Source organism: Burkholderia latens, assembly GCF_001718795.1.
GTDB classification, from domain to species: Bacteria; Pseudomonadota; Gammaproteobacteria; order Burkholderiales; family Burkholderiaceae; genus Burkholderia; species Burkholderia latens_A.
The window spans coordinates 614,328-640,069 of the sequence record NZ_CP013435.1; the positions used below are offsets into that span (position 1 = coordinate 614,328).

26 protein-coding genes are annotated in these 25,742 nt (G+C 66.8%); 16 read left to right on the forward strand and 10 right to left on the reverse strand.

Features of this window, described 5'->3' with window-relative positions:
• Positions 1-35: 35 nt before the first annotated feature.
• The 3 genes from WK25_RS02880 (at position 36) to WK25_RS02885 (ending at position 2,335) form a co-directional block, all read left to right on the forward strand.
• On the forward strand, positions 36-1,247 hold the full coding sequence (locus WK25_RS02880) for a ribonucleotide-diphosphate reductase subunit beta (protein WP_069240952.1): 1,212 nt from the start codon (positions 36-38) through the stop codon (positions 1,245-1,247).
• Between the two features lie 82 nt (positions 1,248-1,329).
• Positions 1,330-1,656: a hypothetical protein gene (locus tag WK25_RS29875; RefSeq protein WP_080294561.1), complete on the forward strand. Its 327-nt coding sequence runs from the start codon at positions 1,330-1,332 to the stop codon at positions 1,654-1,656.
• Between the two features lie 28 nt (positions 1,657-1,684).
• Positions 1,685-2,335 (forward strand): histone H1-like DNA-binding protein, encoded by a 651-nt coding sequence (locus WK25_RS02885; RefSeq protein WP_040143353.1) that lies wholly within the window; start codon positions 1,685-1,687, stop codon positions 2,333-2,335.
• A 215-nt stretch (positions 2,336-2,550) separates the two neighbouring features.
• Here the strand turns inward: WK25_RS02885 and WK25_RS02890 are convergent, their stop codons facing one another.
• From WK25_RS02890 to WK25_RS02935, 10 genes are all read right to left on the reverse strand, one after another.
• Positions 2,551-3,024: a glycine zipper 2TM domain-containing protein gene (locus WK25_RS02890; RefSeq protein WP_040143354.1), complete on the reverse strand. Its 474-nt coding sequence runs from the start codon at positions 3,022-3,024 to the stop codon at positions 2,551-2,553.
• Between the two features lie 19 nt (positions 3,025-3,043).
• On the reverse strand, positions 3,044-3,982 hold the full coding sequence (locus tag WK25_RS02895) for a carbohydrate kinase family protein (RefSeq protein ID WP_040143355.1): 939 nt from the start codon (positions 3,980-3,982) through the stop codon (positions 3,044-3,046).
• Positions 3,983-4,072: 90 nt separating this feature from the next.
• The gene (gene tpx, locus WK25_RS02900) at positions 4,073-4,576 is read right to left on the reverse strand and encodes a thiol peroxidase (RefSeq protein ID WP_040143356.1); all 504 of its coding nucleotides are present in this window, start codon (positions 4,574-4,576) and stop codon (positions 4,073-4,075) included.
• Between the two features lie 73 nt (positions 4,577-4,649).
• Complete coding sequence (locus WK25_RS02905; protein WP_069240953.1) at positions 4,650-6,008, reverse strand: DUF3426 domain-containing protein; 1,359 nt, start codon at positions 6,006-6,008, stop codon at positions 4,650-4,652.
• 45 nt (positions 6,009-6,053) lie between these two features.
• Positions 6,054-6,956 (reverse strand): 50S ribosomal protein L11 methyltransferase, encoded by a 903-nt coding sequence (gene prmA / locus WK25_RS02910; protein ID WP_069240954.1) that lies wholly within the window; start codon positions 6,954-6,956, stop codon positions 6,054-6,056.
• 2 nt (positions 6,957-6,958) lie between these two features.
• The gene (accC, locus tag WK25_RS02915) at positions 6,959-8,326 is read right to left on the reverse strand and encodes an acetyl-CoA carboxylase biotin carboxylase subunit (protein ID WP_069240955.1); all 1,368 of its coding nucleotides are present in this window, start codon (positions 8,324-8,326) and stop codon (positions 6,959-6,961) included.
• Between the two features lie 84 nt (positions 8,327-8,410).
• The gene (gene accB, locus WK25_RS02920; protein WP_040143360.1) at positions 8,411-8,887 is read right to left on the reverse strand and encodes an acetyl-CoA carboxylase biotin carboxyl carrier protein; all 477 of its coding nucleotides are present in this window, start codon (positions 8,885-8,887) and stop codon (positions 8,411-8,413) included.
• A gap of 64 nt (positions 8,888-8,951) precedes the next feature.
• On the reverse strand, positions 8,952-9,404 hold the full coding sequence (aroQ, locus tag WK25_RS02925; RefSeq protein ID WP_069240956.1) for a type II 3-dehydroquinate dehydratase: 453 nt from the start codon (positions 9,402-9,404) through the stop codon (positions 8,952-8,954).
• 194 nt (positions 9,405-9,598) lie between these two features.
• Positions 9,599-10,153, reverse strand: coding sequence for a TlpA family protein disulfide reductase (locus WK25_RS02930; RefSeq protein ID WP_069240957.1), 555 nt, complete (start codon positions 10,151-10,153; stop codon positions 9,599-9,601).
• A 7-nt stretch (positions 10,154-10,160) separates the two neighbouring features.
• Entirely contained in the window at positions 10,161-10,805 is a 645-nt protein-coding gene (locus WK25_RS02935; protein ID WP_059547895.1) for a hypothetical protein, read from the reverse strand.
• Positions 10,806-11,038: 233 nt separating this feature from the next.
• Between WK25_RS02935 and mpl the strand changes: the two genes are divergently transcribed.
• The 13 genes from mpl (at position 11,039) to araG (ending at position 25,741) form a co-directional block, all read left to right on the forward strand.
• Positions 11,039-12,424 (forward strand): UDP-N-acetylmuramate:L-alanyl-gamma-D-glutamyl-meso-diaminopimelate ligase, encoded by a 1,386-nt coding sequence (gene mpl / locus WK25_RS02940; protein ID WP_040143363.1) that lies wholly within the window; start codon positions 11,039-11,041, stop codon positions 12,422-12,424.
• Positions 12,421-12,990: a YqiA/YcfP family alpha/beta fold hydrolase gene (locus tag WK25_RS02945; RefSeq protein ID WP_040143364.1), complete on the forward strand. Its 570-nt coding sequence runs from the start codon at positions 12,421-12,423 to the stop codon at positions 12,988-12,990. The genes mpl and WK25_RS02945 overlap by 4 nt, the downstream gene beginning before the upstream one ends.
• A gap of 81 nt (positions 12,991-13,071) precedes the next feature.
• Positions 13,072-15,171 carry a ribonuclease catalytic domain-containing protein gene (locus WK25_RS02950; RefSeq protein WP_069240958.1) on the forward strand — a complete coding sequence of 700 codons (2,100 nt, stop codon included), beginning with the start codon at positions 13,072-13,074 and terminating at the stop codon, positions 15,169-15,171.
• Positions 15,168-16,034: a shikimate dehydrogenase gene (gene aroE / locus WK25_RS02955; protein ID WP_040143366.1), complete on the forward strand. Its 867-nt coding sequence runs from the start codon at positions 15,168-15,170 to the stop codon at positions 16,032-16,034. The genes WK25_RS02950 and aroE overlap by 4 nt, the downstream gene beginning before the upstream one ends.
• Positions 16,035-16,047: 13 nt before the next feature.
• Positions 16,048-16,785: a monofunctional biosynthetic peptidoglycan transglycosylase gene (gene mtgA / locus WK25_RS02960; protein ID WP_069241917.1), complete on the forward strand. Its 738-nt coding sequence runs from the start codon at positions 16,048-16,050 to the stop codon at positions 16,783-16,785.
• 427 nt (positions 16,786-17,212) lie between these two features.
• Positions 17,213-18,823, forward strand: a complete 1,611-nt coding sequence (locus tag WK25_RS02965) for a S10 family peptidase (protein ID WP_069240959.1) — start codon at positions 17,213-17,215, stop codon at positions 18,821-18,823.
• A gap of 78 nt (positions 18,824-18,901) precedes the next feature.
• Positions 18,902-19,306 carry a hypothetical protein gene (locus tag WK25_RS02970; protein ID WP_040143369.1) on the forward strand — a complete coding sequence of 135 codons (405 nt, stop codon included), beginning with the start codon at positions 18,902-18,904 and terminating at the stop codon, positions 19,304-19,306.
• A gap of 349 nt (positions 19,307-19,655) precedes the next feature.
• Positions 19,656-20,555 carry an IclR family transcriptional regulator gene (locus WK25_RS02975; RefSeq protein WP_040143370.1) on the forward strand — a complete coding sequence of 300 codons (900 nt, stop codon included), beginning with the start codon at positions 19,656-19,658 and terminating at the stop codon, positions 20,553-20,555.
• On the forward strand, positions 20,552-21,577 hold the full coding sequence (locus WK25_RS02980; protein WP_069240960.1) for a 2-dehydro-3-deoxygalactonokinase: 1,026 nt from the start codon (positions 20,552-20,554) through the stop codon (positions 21,575-21,577). The genes WK25_RS02975 and WK25_RS02980 overlap by 4 nt, the downstream gene beginning before the upstream one ends.
• Before the next feature lie 22 nt (positions 21,578-21,599).
• Entirely contained in the window at positions 21,600-22,277 is a 678-nt protein-coding gene (locus tag WK25_RS02985; RefSeq protein WP_059547893.1) for a 2-dehydro-3-deoxy-6-phosphogalactonate aldolase, read from the forward strand.
• Positions 22,277-23,056 (forward strand): SDR family oxidoreductase, encoded by a 780-nt coding sequence (locus WK25_RS02990; protein WP_069241918.1) that lies wholly within the window; start codon positions 22,277-22,279, stop codon positions 23,054-23,056. Before WK25_RS02985 ends, WK25_RS02990 begins: the two co-directional genes overlap by 1 nt.
• A 102-nt stretch (positions 23,057-23,158) precedes the next feature.
• Positions 23,159-24,154, forward strand: a complete 996-nt coding sequence (locus tag WK25_RS02995) for an arabinose ABC transporter substrate-binding protein (protein WP_059547855.1) — start codon at positions 23,159-23,161, stop codon at positions 24,152-24,154.
• Positions 24,155-24,220: 66 nt separating this feature from the next.
• Complete coding sequence (gene araG, locus WK25_RS03000) at positions 24,221-25,741, forward strand: L-arabinose ABC transporter ATP-binding protein AraG (protein ID WP_069240961.1); 1,521 nt, start codon at positions 24,221-24,223, stop codon at positions 25,739-25,741.
• Position 25,742: the final 1 nt, after the last annotated feature.

A 25,742-nucleotide genomic window follows, 5' to 3' on the forward strand; every position in this document is an offset into this window, starting at 1 on the left:
TGGTACAAACCGTTCTAAATTGATGGTGAGAATTTATGCTCAACTGGGATGACGAGAAGACTGCCGTAACCCCCGCGAGCGGAGCGCAGCAAAATGCGTTGCGCACCTCCGCAGGGATGGCTGTCGGAATGCAGGCTGCAACGCCCGCCGCCCATCAGGTCCGTGACATCTTCGAAGGCGATCTCGCGGTGCCGCCGCAAGCATCGGCTGTTCCCGCAGGCAGTTCGGAAGCGCGGGTCAACGTTGCGGACAAGCGCATCATCAACGGCCAGACTGACGTCAATCAGCTGGTGCCGTTCAAATACAAGTGGGCGTGGGAAAAGTATCTGGCCGGTTGCGCGAACCACTGGATGCCGCAGGAAATCAACATGTCCCGCGACATCGCTCTCTGGAAGGACCCGAACGGTCTGACCGAGGACGAGCGCCGCATCGTCAAGCGCAACCTCGGCTTCTTCGTGACGGCCGACTCGCTCGCCGCGAACAACATCGTGCTGGGCACGTACCGCCACATCACGGCGCCCGAGTGCCGGCAGTTCCTGCTGCGCCAGGCGTTCGAAGAGGCGATCCACACGCACGCGTATCAATACATTGTCGAATCGCTCGGTCTCGATGAAGGCGAGATCTTCAACGCGTACCACGAGGTACCGTCGATCCGTGCGAAGGACGAATTCCTGATCCCGTTCATCCATACGCTGACGGATCCGGCCTTCAAGACCGGCACGCTCGAAGCGGATCAGAAGCTGCTGAAGTCGCTGATCGTGTTCGCCTGCATCATGGAAGGCCTGTTCTTCTATGTCGGCTTCACGCAGATTCTCGCGCTCGGCCGCCAGAACAAGATGACGGGTGCTGCAGAGCAATATCAGTACATCCTGCGCGACGAGTCGATGCACTGCAATTTCGGCATCGACCTGATCAACCAGATCAAGCTCGAAAACCCGCATCTCTGGACCGCGGAATTCCGCACGGAGATCCGCGAGCTGTTCAAGCAGGCTGTCGAACTCGAATACCGCTACGCCGAGGACACGATGCCGCGCGGCGTGCTGGGTCTGAACGCGTCGATGTTCAAGAGCTATCTGCGCTTCATCAGCAACCGCCGTTGCCAGCAGATCGGCCTCGATCCGCTGTTCCCGAACAAGGAAAACCCGTTCCCGTGGATGAGCGAGATGATCGACCTGAAGAAGGAACGCAACTTCTTCGAGACGCGAGTGATCGAGTATCAGACGGGCGGCGCGCTGTCCTGGGAATAACCCGCAGCAGCGAACCCGTCACATGATGGAGCAGCCGGTGGCCTCTCGGCCCCGGTCCAAGGTTTAGGAGCAAGAACGCCTGATGCAAAGCATGCCCGGTGCCTTAACGGCCCAACGACATGATCGGCACTTTGCGAACCCTTCAGTGGGATGGGCAAACTTCCCTCCGGAAAAAGCGGACAGCCATGTGGCGATCCGCTTGATCAAGCGATTAGGGGTAGCGGCGCGAGGTGCGCCGGCTGCCGACTTGATTTGGCGCGCGAGGCCATGGGGTCACGCGCGCCATACCGTATTCATTAGCGTAAGCGCGCTGTATCCGCGTACGCCGATGAATAGCCCGCTTCGAAGCGCACGTGCTGAACAGCGTCCGCGGGAAGCGGGTTTTGACGAAGGGTGTAGTTTGAACTGACTCTCATCTGAACCTGAAGGAGAACAACATGGCTACTGCCAAGAAAAAACCGGCTGCTAAGAAGGCCGCTGCCAAGAAGACCGTTGCGAAGAAGGCTGCTCCGGCGAAGAAGGCCGCTGCAGTGAAGAAGGTTGCTGCGAAGAAAGTCGCGGTGAAGAAGGTCGCCGCGAAGAAGGCAGCACCGGCGAAGAAGGCTGCTGCTAAGAAGGTCGCGGCAAAGAAGGTCGCAACGAAGAAGGTTGCAGCCAAGAAGGCAGCACCGGCGAAGAAGGCCGCAGCGAAGAAGGTTGCAGCCAAGAAGGTCGCAACGAAGAAGGTTGCAGCGAAGAAGGCCGCACCGGCGAAGAAGGCTGCAGCGAAGAAGGCCGCACCGGCGAAGAAGGCTGCAGCGAAGAAGGCCGCGCCTGCGAAGAAGGCTGCAGCGAAGAAGGCTGCGCCTGCGAAGAAGGCCGCTGCGAAGAAGGCTGCGCCTGCGAAGAAGGCCGCCCCTGCGAAGAAGGCTGCTGCACCGAAGGCTGCTGCTCCGGCGAAGAAGGCTGCTGCTCCGAAGAAGGCCGTCGTGAAGAAGGCTGCACCGGCAACCACCGCGTCGACTGCGTCGGTTGCGCCGGCATCGGGCGTGAAGACCGCGCTCAACCCGGCAGCGGCATGGCCGTTCCCGACCGGCAGCCGTCCGTAATCGCGGCTGACCCGTACTACCCGGACACTCACGTGGTGTCCGCGGGTTGAGTAGCGCTACTCAATCGATCCCGCCATCTGGCTCAGGTGGCGGGATTTTTTTCGTCCGGATTCGTCCACACACGGGCCGGTGGCCGAGTGTGGACGAAAAAAAACGCATGTGCGGCTGCGCACATGCGTTCGACCGCGGTTTGCACCGCGCGCTGAGGATGCTCGTTAGTGCGTGACGCGCGTGACGCCACCGCTCGACAGCAGTCGCACACGCTCGCCGGCGCGGAACATCTCGCCGCTCGCGGCCTGCGTGATCGAACGCAGATCGCCGTTGTCGAGGCGCACGGTGATTTCGACGCCGTTCGCGGTGCTGAGGTTTTCGCCAACCGCGTTCCCGGCGACCGCGCCGACGAGGCCGCCCGCGATGGCCGTCAGGATCGACCCCTTGCCGCCGCCGATCGCGCTGCCGGCGACCGCGCCGAGCGCGCCGCCGCCGAGCGTGCCGATCGCGCTGCCGCCGCCGTCGGACTGAATGCGCACCGCGCGGACGCTTTCGACCGTGCCCATGCGTACAGTCTGTTCGCGCTGCGCCTGACCGACGCTATAGACGTCCGCCGAACCCGGCGGGGTGAAGCAGCCGGCGAGCGTGAACGTGGCCGTCAGCATGGCCGCGAGCGTGAGGGTTTGTTTGGTCAACATCTTTGCTCTCCCACAATATTCATTTGAGACTGTACCCGAAGGCAGCCTCGAAGCGCGCGTCGATATCGGCGCGCGTCAGTGCGTAAGTTTGAGGCCCCTGGTGGGCGATCTTGATCGAGCCCATCAGGCTCGCGAGGCGGCCCGTGGTTGCCCAGTCGAGGCCGTTCTCGATGCCGTACAGCAGGCCGCCCCGGAACGCGTCGCCGCAACCGGTGGGATCGACGACGCGCTCTGCTTGCACGACCGGAATCTGTTCTTCGCCGTTTTTGTGAAGAATGGTAGCGCCGTGCTCGCCGCGCGTGATGATCAACGCCTGAACCCGGCTGGCGATTTCCTTCTCGGACCAGCCCGTCTTGTCGCTCACGAGCTTGGCCTCGTAGTCGTTGACCGCGACGAACGTCGCGAGTTCAATGATGCGGCGCAGCGTCGCGCCGTCGAACAGCGGCAGGCCCTGGCCCGGGTCGAAGATGAAAGGGATGCCGGCCTTCGCGAATTGCTCGGCGTGCTGGACCATCCCGTCGAAGCCGTCCGGTGCGACGATGCCGAGCTTCACGCCCGGCACTTCGTCTGCGCGGTTCAGGTGCGACTGCATCATCGCGCCCGGATGGAATGCGGTGATCTGGTTGTTCTCGAGATCGGTCGTGATCATCGCCTGCGCGGTGTGCGCGTCGGGCACCACGCGCACGCTGGCCTTAGAAATGCCGAGGCTGTCGAGGCGCTCCAGATAGCGGTCGGCGTCGTTTGCACCGACCGTCGCCATGATGCGCGCGTCGCCGCCGAGCATGTGCAGCGCGTAAGCGATGTTCCCCGCGCAACCGCCGAATTCGCGACGCATCGTCGGCACGAGGAAGCTCACGTTCAGAAGGTGAACCTGGTCGGGCAGGATGTGCTCGCGAAACCGGCCTTCGAAGGTCATGATGTTGTCGTAGGCGAGCGAGCCGCAAATCAGCGTAGTCAAGGCGTGCGTTCCTGTAGAGAGCAAAGGGAGGCGGCCGCCCGGCCGGCGCGCGGCGTCTGGCCTCGCGCGGCAGAGCCGGGCGGCAGCAGGTTACTTCAGCGCGGCGAGCGCTGCGTCGTAGTTCGGCTCGTCCTTGATTTCGCTGACGAGTTGCGCGTGGATCACCTTGTCCTGCGCGTCGAGCACGACGACCGCGCGGGCCGTCAGACCGTTCAGCGGGCCGCTCGTCACGTCGACGCCGTATGCATTCGCGAATGCGCGGCCGCCGCGGAACGTCGAAGCCGTCACGACGTTGGCGAGGCCTTCGGTCGTGCAGAAACGCGTGGCAGCGAACGGCAGGTCGCCGGACACGACGATCACGACGGTGTTGTCGAGCGACGACGCGGCTTCGTTGAACTTGCGGGTCGACGTCGCGCAGGTCGGCGTGTCGAGGCTCGGGACGATGTTCAGCACCTTGCGCTTGCCGGCGAAGCTGGCGAGCGTCAGATCGGCGAGGTCCTTGCCGACCAGCTTGAAGTCGGGGGCTTGCGAGCCGACGGCCGGGAACGTGCCGGCGAGATCGATCGGGTTGCCACCCAGCGTAACTTTGCTCATGTTCGTGCTCCGAAATAGCGCGCCGCTGCGGCGCGCGGGTTGAGACGGGCGCGCATGCGCGCGCCGCGGGGCGTCACGGATAGAAAATCTGGACGCGGAAATTCGACGCAGGCGCGCCGTTCGTGTCGACACGCACGACCATCGTCTGCGTCGTGCCGGGCGGCAGCCCGGCGTCGATCGGCGTGCCCGGGCGCACGTAATCGCGCGGCGCGAGCACGCGGCGCACGGTCACGTGATTCGTGTCGTCGAGCAGCGTCAGCTCGAGCGACGGATATGCGAGCGCGACGCGGTAGCGGTTCGTCAGCGGCACCTTCAGCTCCAGCACGCGCGGGCCGTCGATCTGGCGCAGGTCGGTCGCGTCGAGCCGCAGGCCGTCGATCGCGCGCGGCGGCGTCACCTTGCAGCCGAGCGGTGCGCACGCCTGCCGGAACCAGCCCTGCGAGGCCGGCCAGTAGATCATCACGGATTCGCGCTGCCACCACGCGAGCTGCGCGACCAGCAGCACCGCGAGCGCGGCCGCGACCAGGCCGCCGAAAAAGCCGCCGAGCATCCCGCGGCGCGGCGGCGTGCGCGTCTCGCGCGTGACGGCGAAGGGCGGGCGATCGTCGTTCGTCGGCGCGGCGGGGAAGGGGGCGGCCGGCTGGATCGCCGGTTGGGGCGGTGGCGCGGCCGGTTCGCCGGCAGTTGCCGCGTGTGCGTCCGCGCGTTCGCGGGCGGGCGTGTCGGGTGCGGCTTGCGCGGCTGCTTCGGTTTCGGCTTGCGCGGGCCGGAATGCGAAGCGCGGCTCGCGTGGCGCGTGTTCGTCGTCAGGCACCGCAAAGTGTGCGTTGCGGAACGGTTCGGCAGGTTCCGCCGGTGTGCGTTCGACGGATGCGCCGGGGGCGGCGAAGCGAGGTTCGCGCGGGTCGGGTTCGACCGGCGGCGCAAGCGGTTCGTCGAAGGGGGGCCGCGCCGCATCCGGTTCGCGCGATCGCGCGGTGTCCGCATGCAGTTCCGCCGGGCCGGAGACGATCGGCGCCGGCGTGCCGGACAGATGAACGACGCCTGCTTCCATCGACGGCAGCGCGACCGGTATCAGCGGCTCGGTGCGCACCGTCCGGACGTTGTGCTGCAGTGCCGGATCGACGCCGGCATCGAGCCACGGCGCCCACATGTCCCAGTCGTCGGGTTCGTAGTTGGCGATGGCGGCCGGCTCGGCCGGTGCGTCGGTGGTGAAGAGCCGCGCGGGCGCGGCGTCGTGCGGCGGCTCGGCGGCCGCCGTTTCGGTCAGCGCCGGCTCGGGCTGCCGCGCCGGTTCGGGCACGAGCGACTGCGATGCGTTGAAGACCTGCTGGCAGTGTCCGCAGCGCACGAGCCCGTCATGCAGCGACAGCTGCTCCTGCTGCAGCCGGAAGACGGTTTCGCAATGAGGGCAGCGCGTCGCAAGAAGCATGTCGAGCCGGGCGGCCTGCTGGCCAGAGTGAAGGACAGCGCTATTCTAATGGCTTTCGCGCCGGGTTCCGGCGAGGCATACCCAACCTTCGTGTTCGCGCCAGACGGAGATGTCGACGTAGCGCGCATAGACTGCCGCGACTTCGTCTGCCTGGCGCGCGAGCACGCCCGACAGCGCGATGCGCCCGCCCGGTTTCACCTTCGACGCGAGCATCGACGCCATCAGCTTCAGCGGATTCGACAGGATGTTCGCGACGACGATGTCGAACTCGCCCGCCGGGCACGCGTCGGGCAGGCCGTAAGTGACTTCCGCGTGGTTGCGTTCGCTGTTTTGCCGCGCCGATTCGACGGCCTGCGGGTCGATGTCGATGCCGACTACGGGGTTCGCCCCGCATTTGTGCGCGAGAATTGCGAGAATGCCCGAGCCGCAGCCGTAGTCGAGCACCGACTGCCCGGGCTTCACCGACTGCTCGAGCCACTCCATGCAAAGGCGCGTGGTCGGGTGGCTGCCGGTGCCGAACGCGAGACCCGGGTCGAGCTCGAGGATCAGCGCGTCGGGGTCGGGCGCATCGTGCCATGACGGCACGACCCAGATCCGTTCGCCGATCGGGATCGGCTCGAACTGCGACTGCGTGAGCCGCACCCAGTCCTGTTCCTCGACTTCGCGGACGTCGAACTTCGGCGTGTCGGCGATGCCGATCTCGTTCGCGGCGGCCGCGAGCAGCACGGCCGGCTCGTGATCGGGAGACAGCAGCGCGATCACTCGCGAGTGCTGCCACGCGGTGCGTTCGGGAACGAGGCCGGGCTCGCCGAAGAGCGGCTGTTCGTCGGGCGTGTCGGCGTCGGCATCTTCGACCGACACCGACAACGCGCCGAGATCGAGCAGCGCGTCGGACAGCGCCTCCGCATGCTCACGGGCCAGTTCGACGACGAGTTCGCGATAGCTCATGCTTACGCTTCTTCCGGTGCAACCTGCTGCTTCTGGGCCAGCCGGTGTTCGAGGTAGTGGATGCTGGTGCCGCCTTCGACGAACTTCGAGTCGATCATCAGCTCGCGGTGCAGCGGGATGTTGGTCTGAATGCCCTCGACGACCATTTCCGACAGCGCGATGCGCATCCGGCGGATTGCCTGGTCGCGCGTCGCACCGTAGGTGATCAGCTTGCCGATCATCGAATCATAGTTCGGCGGCACGAAATAGCCATTGTATGCATGCGAGTCAACGCGCACGCCGGGGCCGCCAGGCGTATGCCACGACGTGATCCGGCCCGGCGACGGCGTGAACTTGAACGGATCTTCAGCGTTAATCCGGCATTCGATCGCATGTCCGCGGAACTGGATGTCGCGCTGGCGCATCGCGAGCTTTTCGCCGGCCGCGATGCGGATCTGTTCCTGCACGATGTCGACGCCCGTGATCATCTCCGACACCGGGTGCTCGACCTGCACGCGCGTGTTCATTTCGATGAAGTAGAACTCGTTGTTCTCGTACAGGAATTCGAACGTGCCGGCGCCGAGATAGCCCATTTTCTTGCACGCGTCCGCGCAGCGGTCGCCGATGCGCTCGATCAGGCGGCGCGGAATGCCGGGCGCCGGCGCTTCTTCGATCACTTTCTGGTGGCGGCGCTGCATCGAGCAGTCGCGCTCGCCGAGCCAGATCGCGTTCTTGTGCGCATCCGACAGCACCTGGATTTCGATGTGGCGCGGGTTCTCGAGGAACTTCTCCATGTACACCTGCGGGTTGCCGAACGCGCGGCCGGCTTCCTCGCGGGTCATGTTGACCGCGTTGACGAGCGCCGCTTCGGTATGCACGACGCGCATCCCGCGTCCGCCGCCGCCGCCCGCCGCCTTGATGATGACCGGATAGCCGATCGCGGGGGCAATCTTCACGATCTCCTTCGGATCTTCCGGCAACGCGCCTTCCGAGCCCGGTACGCACGGCACACCGGTCTTGATCATCGTCTGCTTTGCGGTGACCTTGTCACCCATCATGCGGATCGTTTCCGGGCGCGGGCCGATGAACGTGAAGCCCGACTGCTCGACGCGCTCCGCGAAGTCGGCGTTCTCCGACAGGAAGCCGTAGCCGGGGTGGATCGCTTCGGCATCGGTGACTTCCGCCGCGCTGATCAGCGCCGGCATGTTCAGGTAGCTCAGATTCGACGGGGCCGGGCCGATACAGACGGCTTCGTCCGCGAGGCGCACGTACTTGGCTTCCTTGTCGGCTTCCGAGTAGACGACCACCGTCTTGACGCCCAGCTCGCGGCACGCGCGCTGGATGCGCAGCGCGATTTCACCGCGGTTGGCAATGAGGATTTTTTCAAACATAGCGAGTATTCGTCTCTTCGAGGGGCGCGCGAACGGCGCCTGGCGAGCATCGGCGGCGCGCGGCCTGGGGGCCGCGCGGCGGACTTAGCCGATCACGAAAAGCGGCTGGCCGTATTCGACGGCCTGGCCGTTCTCTACGAGGATTTCCTTGATCACGCCGGCCTTGTCCGACTCGATCTCGTTGAGCAGCTTCATCGCTTCGATGATGCAGATGGTCTGGCCTTCCTTGACCGAATCGCCGACCTGGACGAACGGGTCCGCGCCCGGCGATGGCGCGCGGTAAAACGTGCCGACCATCGGCGACGTCACGACATGGCCTTGCGGCGCGGCGGGCGCAGCCGCCGCACCTGCGGCCGGCGCGGCTGCCGCGCCTTCGGCGGGCAGTGCGACCGACGGAGCCGGTGCGCTGACCTGCGGGGCAAATCCGCCCGTCGGCTGCACGTAGACCGGCGGCGCGTTCTTGACGATGCGCACCTTGCCTTCGCCTTCCGTCACTTCCAGCTCGGAGATGCCGGATTCGGAGACGAGGTCGATCAGAGTTTTCAGCTTACGAAGATCCATCGGGAATTCCCCTTTCAATACGTGAAAGCGCCGGTGGGACCGGCGCTGAATCTAGATCGCGAAATCAGCCGCGCGACGCGCCTTGCAGCTTGTCGAGCGCGTACTCGAGCGCGTACAGATAGCCTTTCCAGCCCAGCCCGCAGATCACGCCTTCGGCCTGGTCGGAAAAGTAGGAGTGGTGCCTGAACGCTTCGCGGCGGTGCACGTTCGACAAATGAACTTCGACGAACGGGATGCCGACGCCGGCGATCGCGTCCCGGATCGCGACGCTCGTGTGCGTATACGCGGCGGGATTGATCAGGAGGAAATCGGTCTGTTCCTCCCGCGCGGCCTGGATGCGGTCGACGAGCGCGCCTTCGTGGTTGCTCTGGAACGACGACAGTTCGGCGCCGGCTTCTTGTGCTCGCGCGGCAAGCGCCTGATCGATCTGCGCCAGCGTGACGCGGCCATACACCTCCGGTTCCCGGGTGCCGAGAAGGTTCAGGTTGGGGCCGTGCAACACCAGCAATCGTGTCATGGTCGCTTCGATTTCTGCGGAATTGCGCGAACTTTAGCGCTATTTAGAGAATTTTGTCTAGTTTTGCCGAACGGCCAAGGGCGCGGGACCTGCAAGAATTACCGGTGTGAGCCCGAAGTATCCACGAATTCACGCGAAATTGCGGCGATCCACGCATAAATCGCCGCCAACGTGCGGCCGGCCGTTCGGAGCGATCACAATGCGTCGAGGGTCTTTTTCAGCTCGGCCGGATGGATTTGCCCCAATTTTGTCTCGCGAATCTTGCCGTTTTCGTCGATCACGACGGTGAATGGCAGCGCGCCAGCCGTATTTCCGAAATTTCGGGACAGATCGGCGCCGGCATAACCGCTGACAAATACCGGGTAGTCGACCTTTACTTTCTGCAGGAAGTTTTTCACGTTCTGGTCCGAATCCACGCCGATCCCGATAAAACGGATGCCTTTTTGCTTGTATTGATGCGACAGCGCGACGAGTTCCGGCATCTCCTCGACGCACGGCCCGCACCACGACGCCCAGAAATTGACCACCACCTTCTGGCCCTTGAAGGATGCGAGCGACGCCGGCTTGCCATCGACGCCCGTGAGCGATGCGGCCCACAGCTGCTCGACCGGGGTGCCCTGTGCGGCAGGCGCGGCGACCGCGGTGCCGTCGTCAGCGTTGCTGCTGCGGAACCAGTGACCGGCGGCGAGGCCGCCCGCGACGGCGGCGGCCGCGACCGCCGCGACTGCCAATATGCGTTTCATCGTCATCGTTGAATCATTCCGGTTCGGAAGGAGCGTCGCCTGCTTCGACGAGCGCGCGCAATGCGGCGGTGTCGGCGCGTGCGACCCGGCCTCGTGCGTCGGCCTTCACCGCGCCGCGCAGGTCGTCGCTCGCATACAGTGCGACGTGGATGCCGATCGCGTCCACGTCGCGCCGCGGGCGCCACAGGAAGCTGAGCGTTTCGACGTCGGCTCGTCCGGCGAAATGCCGCGTCTCGGACACGTCGTACTGGACGTTCTGGTTCAGCAGGTAGATCGCGACGTCCTTCGGGTTGTCGGTGAATATCTGCAAATGGATGTCCGAATGCGCGTTCGCGGTGCCGTTCAGTACCGCGCCCGTCACATAAGGATTGAAATCGGCGAGCCGGCGCATCCAGTCGAGCGCGATCGCGCGCAGGCGGCGCAGCTCGTCCGGCTGAGTGTCGCTCTGGAACAGTGCGAGGTATTCGCGCAGTTCCTCCTCGATCAGGTCGTTATCCGGCAGCCATTCGCCGGCAATGCGCGAATCGCCGAACAACTGGCGCGCGGCCTTGCGCTTCGCGCCGGCGTAATCAAGGCCGTCCTCCGCGATGAGGCGTGCGGCGGACTGGGCGATTTCCTCGCGGGCGCGCCGCGGGTCGACAAGGGGTTTGCGAGACATGATCCGGCAATCATACTCGATCGCCGCCGCGCCCGAACGCGCTGCGGCCGCGCGCCACCCGCCGCGCCGCCCGGTATCCCGACCGTCGTTCGAGGCGCCGGCCACGGCAGGCCGTCAGTTACAATGACGGTCTTTGTGTCGCGGCGAAAGTCGTTGGCCGGGCGGCCCGTCCGGTGCGCCGCGGACCTTCCTTTCCGAATCGACGGCGCCCGGCGGCGCGAAAGCATTCATCTATGCACATCCACATTCTTGGCATCTGCGGCACCTTCATGGGCGGTCTCGCCGTGCTCGCGCGCGAGGCGGGTCACACGGTGACGGGTTGCGACGCGGGCGTCTATCCGCCGATGAGCACGCAGCTCGAGGCCCAGGGCATCACGCTGATCGAAGGCTACGGCGCCGAGCAGATCGACCTTAAGCCCGACCTGTTCGTGATCGGCAACGTCGTCACGCGCGGCAATCCGCTGATGGAGGCGATCCTCGATCGGGGGCTGCCATACGTGTCCGGCCCGCAATGGCTCGGCGAGCACGTGCTGGCCGGCAAGTGGGTGCTCGCGGTCGCCGGCACGCACGGCAAGACGACCACGTCGTCGATGCTCGCCTGGCTGCTGGAAGACGCCGGCCTGAACCCGGGCTTCCTGATCGGCGGCGTGCCGCTGAACTTCGGCGTGTCGGCGCGCCTGACGGATTCGAGTTTCTTCGTGATCGAAGCGGACGAATACGACACGGCGTTCTTCGACAAGCGCTCGAAATTCGTCCACTACCGGCCGCGCACCGCCGTGCTCAACAATCTCGAATTCGATCATGCTGACATCTTCCCGGATCTCGCTGCGATCGAAACGCAATTCCATCATCTGGTGCGCACCGTGCCGGGCGTCGGCCGCATCGTCACGAATGGTCGTTCCGACGCGCTCGAGCGCGTGCTTGCGCGCGGCTGCTGGAGCGAAGTCGAGCGGTTCGGTGTCGATGGCGGCTGGCAAGCGCTACCCGCCGAGGATGGCGTGACCGTCGATGAGCGCTTCGCGGTGTATTCGCAGGCCGAGCGCGTCAGTGAAGTGGCATGGCAGGTGCAGGGGGAGCACAACCGCATGAACGCGCTTGCGGCAATCGCCGCGGCGCGTCACGTCGGCGTGCCGCCCGCGCAAGCCGCCGCATCCCTGACATCGTTCCGCAACGTGAAGCGCCGGATGGAAGTGCGCGGAAGCGTGGACGGTGTGACCGTCTATGACGACTTTGCTCATCACCCGACTGCGATCGAAACCACGATCGCCGGCCTTCGCACGCGCATCGGCCGGCAAAACACCCGCATTCTCGCGGTTCTGGAGCCGCGCTCGAACACGATGAAGCTCGGTGTGATGAAGGCGCAGTTGCCGGCAAGCCTCGCCGACGCCGATCTCGTGTTCGGCTACGGCGCGCCGACCGGACGCGACGCGCTCGGCTGGAACCTTGGCGACGCGCTTGCGCCGCTCGGCGACAAGGCGCGTGCGTTCGACGATCTCCATCTGCTCGTGAAGTCGGTGGTCGAGGCCGCGCGTCCGGGCGACCACGTGCTGGTGATGAGCAACGGCGGGTTCGGCGGCGTGCACCAGAAGTTGCTCGACGCGCTGGGGAGCCGCGCGTGATCCTGTACCTGCACGGGTTCCGGTCGTCGCCGGCGTCGCAGAAATCGCAACTGCTTGCCGCGCGGATGGCCGAACTCGGCCGGATCCACGAATGGCGCTGCCCGTCGCTTTCGGTGTCGCCGCTCGACGCGATCGCCGTCGCGGAAGCCGAGGTGGCCGGCGCGCGCGACGTGACCGTGATCGGCAGCTCGCTCGGCGGTTACTACGCGACCTGGCTGGCCGAAAAGCACGGCTGGAAGGCCGTGCTGCTGAATCCCGCGATCGTGCCGCAGCGCGATCTCGAACACTATCTGGGCGAACAGCCGCTGTGGCACGGCGGCGGGTCGATCGTCGTCGAGCGCCACCATCTGCAGGAACTGGACGCGCTGCGCGTGCCGGCGATTTCGCGGCCCGAACGCTACTATCTGTTCGCGGCGACTGGCGACGAAGTGCTCGACTACCGCGAGATGCTCGCGCATTACCCGGGCGCGAAAACGCGCGTGATCGAAGGCAGCGATCACGGAATCAGCGAATTTGCCGACTATGTCGACGACGTTCTCGCCTTTTGCGACGACCGAACGTCATGAACGCGGCGTCATGCCGATCGAATTCCCATCATCATGCGGCGCCGCCGACGCGGCGTCCGGCAGTCTGAACGAGAGTACTGAGTGAACGTTTTCTTCGAGGAATCGGGCAGTTTCAAGGCGGGCAGCGTGCTGTCGCGCCAGGGCGACGCGTTTCAGGTCGAGTTGCCCGGCGGGCGGCGGGCCAAGGTGCGTGCAAAGGACGTGCTGATCGAATTCGACAAGCCGGCCGCGAGCGAATTGATGCAGGAAGCCGATTCGGCCGCGCAGCAGATCGACCTCGATTTCCTGTGGGAATGCGCCCCGGCCGAGGAATTCGCATATACAGCGCTCGCCGCCGAGTACTTCGGCGCGACCTATGGCCCGGTCGAGCGCGCGGCGCTGGTGCTGAGGCTGCACGGCTCGCCCGTCTACTTCCGCCGCAAGGGGCGCGGACAGTATCAGCGCGCGCCGGAGGAGCAGCTCAAAATGGCGCTCGCGTCGCTCGAGCGCAAGCGCCAGCAGGCGCTCGTGCAGGCGCAGTACGAAGAGGAACTGAAGGCCGGCAAGCTGCCGGACGCGTTCGCGGGCAAGGTGCTCGGGCTGCTGACGCGGCCGGACAAGAACTCGATCGAATACAAGGCGCTCGAGGCGGCGGCCGGCGCGCGCGGCGTATCGCCGGCGCGACTGATGCTCGACTGCGGCGGCATCGAGTCGGCGCGCGCGCTGCACGAGGCGCGTTTCCTCGCCGAATTCTTTCCGCACGGCACCGGCTTTCCCCCCGTCACGGTCGGTCCGCTGCCGGACGACCTGCCGCGCGCGGACGTCGCGGCGTTCTCGATCGACGACATCACGACGACCGAAATCGACGATGCGTTCTCGGTCGAGCACCTGGCCGACGGCCGCGTGCGGATCGGCGTGCACATCGCGGCGCCGGCACTCGGCATCGTGCGCGGCGATCCGGTCGACGCGATCGCGCGCGCCCGGCTGTCGACCGTCTATATGCCGGGCGACAAGATCACGATGCTGCCGGACGACGTCGTCGACGTATTCACGCTGAAAGAAGGCGACTATCGTCCCGCGCTGTCGCTGTACATCATCGTCAACCGCGAGACGCAGGACATCGTCGCGAACGAGACGCGCGCGGAACTCGTGTTCGTGAAGAGCAACCTGCGCCACAACACGCTCGACGAGCTCGTTACCGAAGAGACGCTCGCGGCCGGCACCGGCGATTATCCGCACAAGGACGACATCGCGGTGCTGTGGCCGCTCGCGCAGGCGTTGTTCGAGAAGCGTCAGGTCGCGCGCGCGGGCTATGGCCTCAAGCGCGAGGTGCAGCGCAACACCGATTACAACTTCTACGTCGAAGGCGAGCACGTGACGATCACGCCGCGCCGTCGCGGCTCGCCGCTCGACCTGATCGTGTCGGAGCTCGCGATCCTCGCGAACTCGACGTGGGGCGCATTCCTGCACGACCACACGGTGCCCGGCATCTACCGCTCGCAGCGCGGCTTCGGCGCGCCGGGCCCGAAGCGCACGCGGATGCAGACCACGGCCGCGCCGCACGAAGGCCTGGGCGTCGCGCAGTACGCGTGGAGCACGTCGCCGCTGCGCCGCTACGTCGACCTCGTGAACCAGTGGCAGTTGCTGGCGTGCGTGCAGCACGGCGTGACCGCGAAGCTCGCCGCGCCGTTCAAGCCGAAGGACGCCGATCTGTACGCGGTGGTTCAGGGCTTCGACGATACCTACACCGCATACGCCGATTACCAGCGCCGGATGGAGTACTTCTGGTGCCTGCGCTGGCTCGCGCAGGAACAGAAGAAGCAGGTCGTCGCGAGCGTCGTGAAGGGCGATCTCGTGCGCCTCGAGGAAATTCCGCTGCTGCTGCACGTGCCGGGGCTCGGCGTGCATGCGCGCGGCACGCGCGTGCTGCTCGACGTGATGTCGCTGGACGAGCTGACGATCGAGGCGTCGGTGCGACTGCTGAACGTGCTCGACGCGCCGACCGTCACGAGCGGCGACGCGGCCGACGATGAAGACGACAACGAAGGCGGCGACGACACGCTGGTCGATGCGCAGGACGAATCGGCGGAAAGCGAGGCCGTAGCGCTGGCCGAATCGGGCGACGCGGCGTCCGAAGGCGGCGATGCCGCAAGCGGTGGCGGCGAGGAACGCGCGGCAAGCGACGAAGGGCGCGCATCATGAACGCAGCCGAGTCGACGAGCGGCGCCGACCGCTACGTGGTGTTCGGCAATCCGGTGGCGCACAGCAAGTCGCCGTTCATCCACGCGCAGTTCGCCGCGCAGACGGGTGAAGCGATTGTCTACGAGCACCGGCTCGCGCCGGTCGACGGCTTCGAGGCCGCCGTGCGCGCATTCGTGGCCGAAGGCGGCCGCGGCGCGAACGTGACGGTGCCGTTCAAGCTCGACGCGCATGCGCTCGCGGATACGCTGTCGCCGCGCGCGGCGGCGGCGGGGGCGGTGAACACGTTGCGGATCGACGCGGACGGCCGCATCCATGGCGACAACACCGACGGTGTCGGCCTCGTGCGCGACATCGAACTGAATCTCGGCGTGTCGCTCGCGGGCGCGCGCATCCTGCTGCTCGGCGCCGGCGGCGCGGCGCGCGGCGTCGTGCTGCCGATGCTCGAGCGCGCGCCGCTTTCGATCACGATCGTGAACCGCACGGCAAGCAAGGCCGAAGCGCTCGTCGGCCAGTTCACGCAGGCCGCGCATGACGCGGGCTGCGTGCTGGCGGGCGGCGGCCCGGACGTCGTGCGGCCCGAGCCGTACGACGTGATCGTCAACGCGACGGCCGGCAGCCTCGACGCGGCGCTTCCGGAGTGCGACGCGGCCGCGTTCGGCACCGGCACGCTCGCGTACGACATGATGTACGGCGCGCAGCCGACCGTGTTCATGCAGCACGCGGCGTCGCTCGGCGCCCGCACGGCCGACGGGCTCGGGATGCTGGTCGAGCAGGCGGCCGAATCGTTCTTCATCTGGCGCGGTGTGCGGCCGGACGGCGCACCGGTGCTGGCCGCGCTGCGCCAGGCGCTCGCGGCGGCCTGAGCGGAGCGCGAAAGTGGCGGCGGTGAGCGGCACGCAGCGCACGCGCACGGTGGGGCTGACCCGCTGGCTCGTCTACGCGGGTTCGGTGTTCGCGGGCGCGTGGCTCGCGACGCAACTGTTCTATCTCGTGCAGATCGCCGCGTGGTCGTTCATCAACCCCGGCTCGACCGCGTTCATGCGTACCGACGCATGGTGGCTGTCGCGCGACAAGCCGCCCGCCCAGATCCAGCACCAGTGGGTGCCGTACGACCAGATTTCGCGCAACCTGAAGCGCGCGCTGATCGCATCGGAGGATGCGACGTTCGCCACCAACAACGGGTACGACGTCGACGCAATCCTGCAGGCGTGGGAGAAGAACCAGGCGCGCGGCCGGATCGTCGCGGGCGGTTCGACGATCACGCAGCAGCTCGCGCGCAACCTGTTCCTGTCGCGCGAGAAGAGCTACATCCGCAAAGGGCAGGAGCTGATCATCACGTGGATGCTCGAGACGTTGCTCGACAAGGAGCGCATTTTCGAGATCTACCTGAATTCGGTCGAATGGGGCCGCGGCGTGTACGGTGCCGAGGCCGCCGCACGCTATTACTACCGGATCCCCGCGAGCCGGCTTGGCGCGTGGCAGTCGGCGCGTCTCGCGGTGATGCTGCCGAAACCGCGCTGGTTCGATGCACACCGCGGCTCGGCGTATCAGGCGCAGCGAGCGGCCGTGATTGCGCGCCGCATGGGCGCCGCCGAGCTGCCGCAATCGCAGTAAGCGGCGCGTTCGCCCCGTCGCATTGTCCGTTCCGTCATTCGCGCGTCGATGCTGCGCTGCAGCGCGTTCGCGGCGCGCGCGTGTCGCGCGCCATTCATTAGACGAAATCGTCTATTTCGGTTTGCTGACCAATGCACGCGGTCACGCGATTTTGTTCGCCGATATGGCGCGAAATCCGCACGATTTTAGTGCGTAAAACTAAACATGCGCAACACTGAAAGGCGCATGAAATACGACGGTTCGCGAATCGAAGCATTCCTGAAAGGTGTGCGCCGCACCGACTCCCGTTCGAATATTTCCAAATTTTTCAAAGCCGACCTGCTCGCGTATATTGGCCGGCGCCTCGGCTCATCGGCCGCAATCGAGGCGGGGGGCGGCTTACCCGGCTGCTCGACACACAAAAACATTCGAGAGAAGGAAAGCAACGATGCCAGCGAGCAAAGCGAAGCTGTTGTTGGGAGTCGTGTTCTCTTCGCTGATTCTGACGGCCTGCAACGACGACGTGACGTCGTCCGCCGCGGCAGGCACCGACAATTCAGCCGATCCCGCCGCTCAGGCGGACAGGCCGTACAACGATCCCAACAGTTATTCGTCGAGCGCAAGCGCGTCGCTCGATGCGTCCGCCGCCGTCGAAAAGGCCGCCGTCACCCATCACCAGATCACGCTGAACGGCAAGACGATCCGCTACACGGCCACCGCGGGCCACCTCGTCGCGCGCAATCCGCAGACGGGCGCGCCCGAAGCGTCGTTCTTCTACGTCGCGTACACCGCCGACAACCAGAGCGCGGCCAAGCGCCCGGTCACGTTCCTGTACAACGGCGGCCCCGGCTCCGCATCGGTATGGCTGCATCTGGGCTCGTTCGGCCCGAAGCGGATACAGACGGGCGACCCGAACGCGAACACGTCGACGTTCCCGTTCGTCGACAACGCGGAAAGCCTGCTCGACACCACCGATCTCGTGTTCGTCGATGCGATCGGCACCGGCTTCTCGGAAGCGATCGCGCCGAACACGAACCAGACGTTCTGGGGCGTCGACCAGGACGCCGGTGCGTTCCGCGACTTCGTCACGCGCTACATCGCGGTGAACCAGCGCAACGATTCGCCGAAGTACCTGTTCGGCGAGTCGTACGGCACGCCGCGCACCGACGTGCTCGCGAACCTGCTCGAGACGGCCGGCGTAAAACTGGCCGGCATCGTGCTGCAGTCGTCGATCCTGAACTACAACACCAACTGCGACATGGCGAGCGACTATGTCGGCAACTCGAACAACGGCGCGAGCCCGGTCAGTTGCGCGGGCTTCGTGCCGTCGTACGGAACCGTCGGCGCGTACTACCAGCTCGACAATCCGAATCCGTCGACTCTGCCGCAGTATGCGGACCAGCTGCGCCAACTGACGGCCGGCAGCTACGCGCCTGCCGTGAACGCGTATCTCGCGAGCCATACGCCGCCGCCGCCGAGCCTCGTCACGACGATGTCGAACGCGACCGGCGTGAAGGCGTCGCTGTGGAATGCCGACTTCAACGTGGTCCCGACGTTCTTCGACAACAGCTTCCAGGTGTCGCTGATCCCCGGCACACTGATCGGCCGCTACGACGCGCGCGTGAACGTACCGTCGTCGAGCCCGCTCGCGGCCGACGGCGACCCGTCGAGCACGTTCATCACGAAGCCGTTCACCGACACGATCGGCAGCTACCTGCCGAACGTGCTGAAGTACAGCGCGCAGTCGGCGTATTCGGTCAGCAGCAATGCGATCCAGACCTGGGACTGGACGCACGACGGCCTCGCGATGCCCGACACGATCCCCGATCTCGCTGCGGCGCTCACGCTGAATCCGTCGCTGAAGGTGCTGTCGCTGAACGGGTATCACGACATCGCGACGCCGTTCTACCAGACCGAGCTCGACCTCGCGCGGCTCGGCTCGCAACCGAACCTGACGATCAAGGACTATCAGGGTGGACACATGGTCTATCTCGACGATACGTCGCGTCCGCAGGAGAAAGCCGACCTCGTGACTTTCTACAACGCGGCCGCGCACTGACGCGACGGGCCGGCGCCGCGCGCCCCTCGCGGCGCATGCGCCGGCCATCGACGACCTCATTCCAGACTGGAGCCTGACATGACCAAACGTTTCATCGTCGTAGCCGCCGCGCTCGCGTGCGCGGGCGTCGCAGCATCCGCACCGGTGTCCGCATTCGCGCAGGCGGGCGACGCCGCCACTCCGGCGCGCGCGCGCCAGGCGCAACTCGGCGACCCGTACGTGCCGCTGGCCGCGCGCAAGCCGACCGCCGGCACGCAGACGACCGGCGCCGCGCTGCACGCGCAGGTGGTGCGCAAGCTCGCGCGGCAGTTCGGCGCGGCGGACACGCAGAACACCGGTTCGATCACCGAAGCGCAGGCGCGCGCGGCCGGCCTCGGCTACGTCGCGAATCACTTCCGGCAGATCGATGCGAACGGCAGCGGCCGCGTGTCGTTCGCCGACGTGCAGCGCTACATGCAGGCGCGCAGCGCGAACCAGCAGTAAGCACGGCGCGCACGAACAACGGGGGCGGAATCTGCGACGCGCGGGTTCCGCCCCCGCGCGCATTGCGCAGCCGTTGCCCGTCCGGTAACACACGCACGCGCATGCCGGTTTCTCATTATCTGGACAACGCACTCAAATATTGGTGGCGCGTACGTCCGCTCCTACAATCCGAAGCACATCGACAGCTTCGGACCCACGCACCGCGCGGCGCCCGAGCACACGGAGACACCTTCCATGACGTTCGCCGGGCCCTTTCCTCGGTGCATCGACCGCCGCGTTGCCGCGACGCCAGACTTCGTTACGGCGTTGCGACTGCGGCTTACCCGATTCCGCTGAAGAAGCCTGTTCCATGACCAAGATGCCTGACACCCTCGCTCTCGACGCCCGGCGCGCGACGCCGGACGATGCGCCGCTCACCGACAGCATCGGCGCGACCAGCACGCCGCTCGATCTCGCCGCGCAGCAGGCCGGCACGCAGACGTTGCTGCGCGGCCTGGCGATCCTCGAAGCGATCGCAAACGGCGCGCGCGACATGCGTGCGATCGGCGCCGCGCTCGGCACGACGCGCAGCACGACGCACCGGCTTGTCAGCAGCCTCGTACAGGCGCGTTACCTGCGCCAGGTGCAGGGCGGCTATCTGCTCGGCCCGAAGCTGATCGAGCTCGGCACGATCGCGCTCGAGCAGATGCCGCTCACGGCGGTCGCGCGGCCTCATCTCGAAGCGCTCGCGGAAGCGACGCTCGACACGATCCACCTCGGCGTGCGCGACGGCGACGACGTGCTGTACATCGACAAGATTCCGGGCACGCGCGGGCTCGAGATGCGCTCGCGCGTCGGCCACCGGATGCCGCTCGCGTCGACCGGCATCGGCAAGGCGATGATGCTCGACCTCGATCCGGACCTGTGGCGCTCGCTGTTCGAGGCTGCGCGGCGCGCGCTCGCCGGAGTCAATTTCAAGCCGGACAACCGGCCCGAGACGAGTGCGTTCCTGCAGCGCATGGCGCATTACGCGGCCGGCGGCTACACGTTCGATCTCGAGGAAAACGAAGCGTCGATCCGCTGCGTGGCCGCGCCGATCCGCGATGCATCGGGCGCGATCGTCGCAGCGGTGTCGGTGGCCAGCACGATTCCGTACATGCCGCACGACCGGATGGACGAACTGATTCCGCTCGTGCAGCGCGAAGCGCGAGCCATTTCCGCGGAGCTGGGCTGGAGCCCGCCGCAGGGTACCCGCAGGATCAAACGATGACCAATTCGACCCGGACCGTTCCGGACGCCAATTCCGCCGACCCGTCGCTGATTGCGCTCGACTGGGGCACGACGTCGCTGCGCGCGTATCTGTTCGACGCGCACGGCGCGCTCATCGACACGCGCACCCGCGCGGCGGGCGTGATGCACGTGCCGGCCGGCGGCGCGCGCGCGTTCGACGTCGTGTTCGAGGAAGCGTGCGGCGACTGGCTGGACCGCGCGCCCGGCATGCCGGTGCTGGCGGCCGGGATGGTCGGCAGCGCGCAGGGCTGGCGCGAGGCGCCGTACGTCGCGGTGCCGGCCGGCGCGGATGCGCTCGTCGCGGGCCTCGTCACGGTAACGACCGCACGCGGCACGACGGTATCGATCGTGCCGGGCGTGATCGCAACGGGCGAACTGCCCGACGTGATGCGCGGCGAGGAAACGCAGATATTCGGCGCGCTCGCGAGCGATCCGATGCTTGATGCCGATCGTTCAGGGGTACTGATCGGCCTGCCGGGCACGCATGCGAAATGGGCATGGGTGAAGGGCGGTCTCATCGAGCGCTTCCAGACCTTCATGACCGGCGAGCTGTACGCGGCGCTGCGCGACCACACGATCCTCGGCCGCACGATGCGCGCGAGCGCGTCGCCGGACCGCGCGGCGTTCGAGCGCGGCGTCGCGGTGGCCCGCGGCGCGCAGCGCACGGGGCTGCTCGCGACGATCTTCAGCACGCGCACGCTCGGCCTGACCGACCGGCTCGCGCCGGATGCGCAGGGCGACTACCTGTCCGGGCTGCTGATCGGCCACGAGCTGAATGCGCTCGACGCGATGCTCGCGGAGCGCGGCGCGGCGCTTGCAAATCAGCCGCTGCTGCTGATCGGCGACGGCGGATTGTGCGCGCGCTACGTCGACGCGCTGAACGTGTTCGGTTGCACGCACGCGCGTGTGGCCGCGCAGGCGACCGAACGCGGCCTGTGGTGGATCGCATCGCGTGCCGGGCTCGTGCGCGCGGACGGCGCACCGGTTTGCGCCGATCAATGAGCTGCTTGAAGAGGAACTGCCGATGTCGCCCGACCTAACGCTGCCCGCGCCGTACATGCCGAACGCCGCGCTGATGCGCGCCTTCGACGCGTGCCCGCTGATCGCGATCATGCGCGGGATCACGCCCGCCGAGGCGGCGGACCACGGTCATGCACTGCATGAAGCCGGCTTCCGGATCGTCGAGGTGCCGCTCAATTCGCCCGATCCGTTCGACAGCATCGCGGCGCTGCGCCGTGCTTTGCCCGACGACATGATCGTCGGCGCGGGCACCGTGCTGCGCGCCGAGTTCGTCGACCGCGTGCAGGACGCGGGCGGCGCGCTGATCGTGATGCCGCACAGCGATGCGGCGGTGATCCGCCGCGCGCGCGAGCGCGGGCTCGCGAGTGCGCCCGGCGTCGCGACGCCGACCGAGGCGTTCGCCGCGCTCGCGAACGGCGCCGACGTGCTGAAGATGTTTCCGGCCGAGCAGCTCGGCGTGCCGGTCGTGAAGGCGTGGCGCGCGGTGATCGATCGCGCGGTGCCGCTGATTCCGGTCGGCGGCATTGCGCCGGACAACATGCAGCCGTTCCTCGCTGCTGGAGCGAATGGGTTCGGGCTCGGCTCGGCGTTGTACCGGCCCGGCCAGTCCGCCGACGCGACCGCGGCGAATGCGCGTGCGTTCCAGGCCGGCCTGCGCGCCGCGCGCGGCGGAGCCGCATGATGGATCGCCTCGCAGGCAAGGTCGCCGTGGTGACCGGCGCGGGCCGCGGAATCGGCGCGGCGATTGCGCTCGCGTTTGCGCGCGAGGGTGCGGCCGTCGCGCTCGTCGACGTCGACTTCCCGCTCGCACGGCGCACGGCTGCGGCGACCGCCGACGCCGTCGACGGCGCGCGCGTGCTGCCGCTGCATGCGGACGTCACGCGCCAGGAGTCGGTGCGCGACGCACTCGCGCAGACCGAAGCCGCGTTCGGCCCGCTCGACGTGCTGGTGAACAACGCGGGCATCAACGTATTCGCCGATCCGCTGACGATGACGGACGACGACTGGCGCCGGTGCTTCGCGGTCGACCTCGACGGCGTGTGGCACGGCTGTCGCGCGGCGCTGCCGGGAATGGTGGAGCGCGGGCGCGGCAGCATCGTGAACATCGCGTCGACGCACGCGTTCCGGATCATCCCGGGATGTTTTCCTTACCCGGTCGCGAAACACGGCGTGCTGGGCCTCACGCGCGCCCTCGGCATCGAATATGCGGCGCGCAACGTGCGCGTGAATGCGATTGCGCCGGGCTACATCGAGACGCAGCTCACGCGCGACTGGTGGGATGCGCAGGCCGACCCGGCCGCGGCGCGGGCGCACACGCTCGCACTGCAGCCGATGAAGCGGATCGGCAAGCCGGAGGAGGTCGCGATGACGGCGGTGTTCCTCGCATCCGACGAGGCGCCGTTCATCAATGCCGCGTGCATCACCGTCGACGGCGGGCGCGCGGCGCTGTACCACGACTGACGCGACGATTCGAAAGACCGCACGTGCGACGGCCGCGCGCACGCTGCGTCGAAACCAACAAGCGGCTGTATCCCGTTCGATGAAGACAAGGAGACACTGGAGATGAAACGCAGAACGTTCGTAACGCTGGCGGCCGCGGCCGCGGTGGTGATGGGAAGCCCGATCGCGCACGCGGCCGATCCGGTCAAGATCGGCTTCCTGGTGAAGCAGCCGGAAGAGCCGTGGTTCCAGGACGAATGGAAATTCGCCGAGATGGCCGCGAAGGACAAGGGCTTCACGCTCGTGAAGATCGGTGCGCCGTCCGGCGAGAAGGTGATGAGCGCGATCGACAACCTGTCCGCGCAGAAGGCGCAGGGCTTCATCATCTGCACGCCCGACGTGAAGCTCGGGCCGGGCATCGTCGCGAAGGCGAAGTCCCACAACCTGAAGATGATGACGGTCGACGACCGTCTCGTCGACGGCGCGGGCAAGCCGATCGAGTCGGTGCCGCACATGGGGATTTCCGCATACAACATCGGCAAGCAGGTGGGTGACGGCATCGCGGCCGAGATCAAGAAGCGCGGCTGGAACATGAAGGACGTCGGCGCGATCGACATCACGTACGAGCAGCTGCCCACCGCGCACGACCGCACGAGCGGCGCGACCGACGCGCTGGTCGCGGCCGGTTTCCCGAAGGCGAACGTGATCGCGGCGCCGCAGGCGAAGACCGACACCGAGAACGCGTTCAACGCGGCCAACATCGCGCTCACAAAGAACCCGCAGTTCAAGCACTGGGTCGCGTACGGGCTGAACGACGAGGCCGTGCTCGGCGCGGTGCGCGCGGCCGAAGGGCGCGGCTTCAAGGCGGACAACATGATCGGCATCGGCATCGGCGGCTCCGATTCGGCGCTGAACGAGTTCAAGAAGCCGCAGCCGACGGGTTTCTACGGCACCGTGATCATCAGCCCGAAGCGCCACGGCGAGGAAACCTCGGACCTCATGTATGCGTGGATCACGCAAGGCAAGGCCCCGCCGGCGCTGACGCTGACGACGGGCATGCTCGCGACGCGCGACAACGTGTCGAAGGTGCGCGAGGAGATGGGGCTCGCATCGAAGTAAGCGGCTTGCCGGCCGCCGCGGCGACGCGCGGCCGGCAATCGATGGATCTGCAAGTGGGGAGACGACGTGTCAGCGGCACTGCGTTTTGACAATATCGGCAAGGTATTTCCCGGCGTGCGCGCACTCGACGGCATCTCGTTCGACGTGCACGCGGGCGAGGTGCATGGCCTGATGGGCGAGAACGGCGCGGGCAAGTCGACGCTGCTGAAGATTCTCGGCGGCGAATACCAGCCCGACGCGGGCAGCGTGCTGGTCGACGGCCAGCCCGTGCATTTTTCGAGTGCGGCCGCATCGATCGCGGCCGGCATCGCGGTGATTCACCAGGAACTGCAGTACGTGCCCGACCTGACGGTCGCGGAGAACCTGCTGCTCGGCCGGCTGCCGAATGCGCTCGGCTGGGTAAGAAAGGGCGAGGCGAAGCGCCACGTGCGCGAGCGGCTCGCCGCGATGGGCGTCGATCTCGATCCGGACGCGAAGCTCGGGCGGCTGTCGATCGCGCAGCGGCAGATGGTCGAGATCTGCAAGGCGCTGATGCGCAATGCACGCGTGATCGCGCTCGACGAACCGACGAGCTCGTTGTCGCATCGGGAGACCGAGGTGCTGTTCAAGCTCGTCGACGACCTGCGCGCGCAGGGTCGCGCGCTGATCTACATCTCGCACCGGATGGACGAGATCTACCGGCTTTGCGATGCGTGCACGATCTTCCGCGACGGGCGCAAGATCGCGTCGCACGAATCGCTGGCCGACGTGCCGCGCGAACGGCTGGTCGCCGAGATGGTCGGGCGCGAGATTTCGGACATCTACCATTACGCGCCGCGCGCGCTCGGCGACGTGCGCTTCTCGGCCGAAGGCATCGACGGCCCGGCGCTGCGCGAGCCGGCGAGCTTCTCGGTACGCGCGGGCGAGATCGTCGGCTTCTTCGGGCTGGTCGGCGCCGGCCGCAGCGAGCTGATGCGGCTCGTGTACGGCGCGGACCGCCGGCGCGCGGGCACGCTGACGCTCGACGGCACGCGCATCGACGTAAAGCGCACCGGCGACGCGATCCGCCACGGGATCGTGCTGTGTCCGGAGGACCGCAAGGAGGAAGGGATCATCGCGATGGCATCGGTCGCGGAGAACATCAACATCAGCTGCCGCCGCCATTCGTTGCGCGCAGGGCTCTTCATCGACCGCAAGACCGAAACCGAAACGGCCGACCGCTTCATCCAGCGGCTGAAGATCAAGACGCCGAGCCGGCGGCAGAAGATCCGTTTCCTGTCGGGCGGCAACCAGCAGAAGGCGATCCTGTCGCGCTGGCTCGCGGAGCCCGACCTGAAGGTCGTGATCCTCGACGAGCCGACGCGCGGCATCGACGTCGGCGCGAAGCACGAGATCTACGACGTGATCTACCGGCTCGCGGAGCGCGGCTGCGCGATCGTGATGGTGTCGTCTGAGCTGCCGGAGGTGCTCGGCGTGTCCGACCGCATCGTCGTGATGCGCGAAGGGCGAATCGCCGGCGAGCTGCCGCGCGAGCGGGCGAACGAACATGCGGTGCTGAGCCTCGCGCTGCCGCAGACGAGCGTCGTCGAGGCGGCTGACGCAGTTTGAG

What these genes read in the sequence shown, in the direction of transcription:
- WK25_RS02880 (WP_069240952.1), top strand. Translation starts at nt 36, where the DNA reads ATGCTCAACTGGGATGACGAGAAGACTGCCGTAACCCCCGCGAGCGGA.
- WK25_RS29875 (WP_080294561.1), top strand. Translation starts at nt 1,330, where the DNA reads ATGCAAAGCATGCCCGGTGCCTTAACGGCCCAACGACATGATCGGCAC.
- WK25_RS02885 (WP_040143353.1), top strand. Translation starts at nt 1,685, where the DNA reads ATGGCTACTGCCAAGAAAAAACCGGCTGCTAAGAAGGCCGCTGCCAAG.
- WK25_RS02890 (WP_040143354.1), bottom strand. Translation starts at nt 3,024, where the DNA reads ATGTTGACCAAACAAACCCTCACGCTCGCGGCCATGCTGACGGCCACG.
- tpx (WP_040143356.1), bottom strand. Translation starts at nt 4,576, where the DNA reads ATGAGCAAAGTTACGCTGGGTGGCAACCCGATCGATCTCGCCGGCACG.
- WK25_RS02905 (WP_069240953.1), bottom strand. Translation starts at nt 6,008, where the DNA reads ATGCTTCTTGCGACGCGCTGCCCTCATTGCGAAACCGTCTTCCGGCTG.
- prmA (WP_069240954.1), bottom strand. Translation starts at nt 6,956, where the DNA reads ATGAGCTATCGCGAACTCGTCGTCGAACTGGCCCGTGAGCATGCGGAG.
- accC (WP_069240955.1), bottom strand. Translation starts at nt 8,326, where the DNA reads ATGTTTGAAAAAATCCTCATTGCCAACCGCGGTGAAATCGCGCTGCGC.
- accB (WP_040143360.1), bottom strand. Translation starts at nt 8,887, where the DNA reads ATGGATCTTCGTAAGCTGAAAACTCTGATCGACCTCGTCTCCGAATCC.
- aroQ (WP_069240956.1), bottom strand. Translation starts at nt 9,404, where the DNA reads ATGACACGATTGCTGGTGTTGCACGGCCCCAACCTGAACCTTCTCGGC.
- WK25_RS02930 (WP_069240957.1), bottom strand. Translation starts at nt 10,153, where the DNA reads ATGACGATGAAACGCATATTGGCAGTCGCGGCGGTCGCGGCCGCCGCC.
- WK25_RS02935 (WP_059547895.1), bottom strand. Translation starts at nt 10,805, where the DNA reads ATGTCTCGCAAACCCCTTGTCGACCCGCGGCGCGCCCGCGAGGAAATC.
- mpl (WP_040143363.1), top strand. Translation starts at nt 11,039, where the DNA reads ATGCACATCCACATTCTTGGCATCTGCGGCACCTTCATGGGCGGTCTC.
- aroE (WP_040143366.1), top strand. Translation starts at nt 15,168, where the DNA reads ATGAACGCAGCCGAGTCGACGAGCGGCGCCGACCGCTACGTGGTGTTC.
- WK25_RS02965 (WP_069240959.1), top strand. Translation starts at nt 17,213, where the DNA reads ATGCCAGCGAGCAAAGCGAAGCTGTTGTTGGGAGTCGTGTTCTCTTCG.
- WK25_RS02970 (WP_040143369.1), top strand. Translation starts at nt 18,902, where the DNA reads ATGACCAAACGTTTCATCGTCGTAGCCGCCGCGCTCGCGTGCGCGGGC.
- WK25_RS02975 (WP_040143370.1), top strand. Translation starts at nt 19,656, where the DNA reads ATGACCAAGATGCCTGACACCCTCGCTCTCGACGCCCGGCGCGCGACG.
- WK25_RS02980 (WP_069240960.1), top strand. Translation starts at nt 20,552, where the DNA reads ATGACCAATTCGACCCGGACCGTTCCGGACGCCAATTCCGCCGACCCG.
- WK25_RS02985 (WP_059547893.1), top strand. Translation starts at nt 21,600, where the DNA reads ATGTCGCCCGACCTAACGCTGCCCGCGCCGTACATGCCGAACGCCGCG.
- WK25_RS02990 (WP_069241918.1), top strand. Translation starts at nt 22,277, where the DNA reads ATGGATCGCCTCGCAGGCAAGGTCGCCGTGGTGACCGGCGCGGGCCGC.
- WK25_RS02995 (WP_059547855.1), top strand. Translation starts at nt 23,159, where the DNA reads ATGAAACGCAGAACGTTCGTAACGCTGGCGGCCGCGGCCGCGGTGGTG.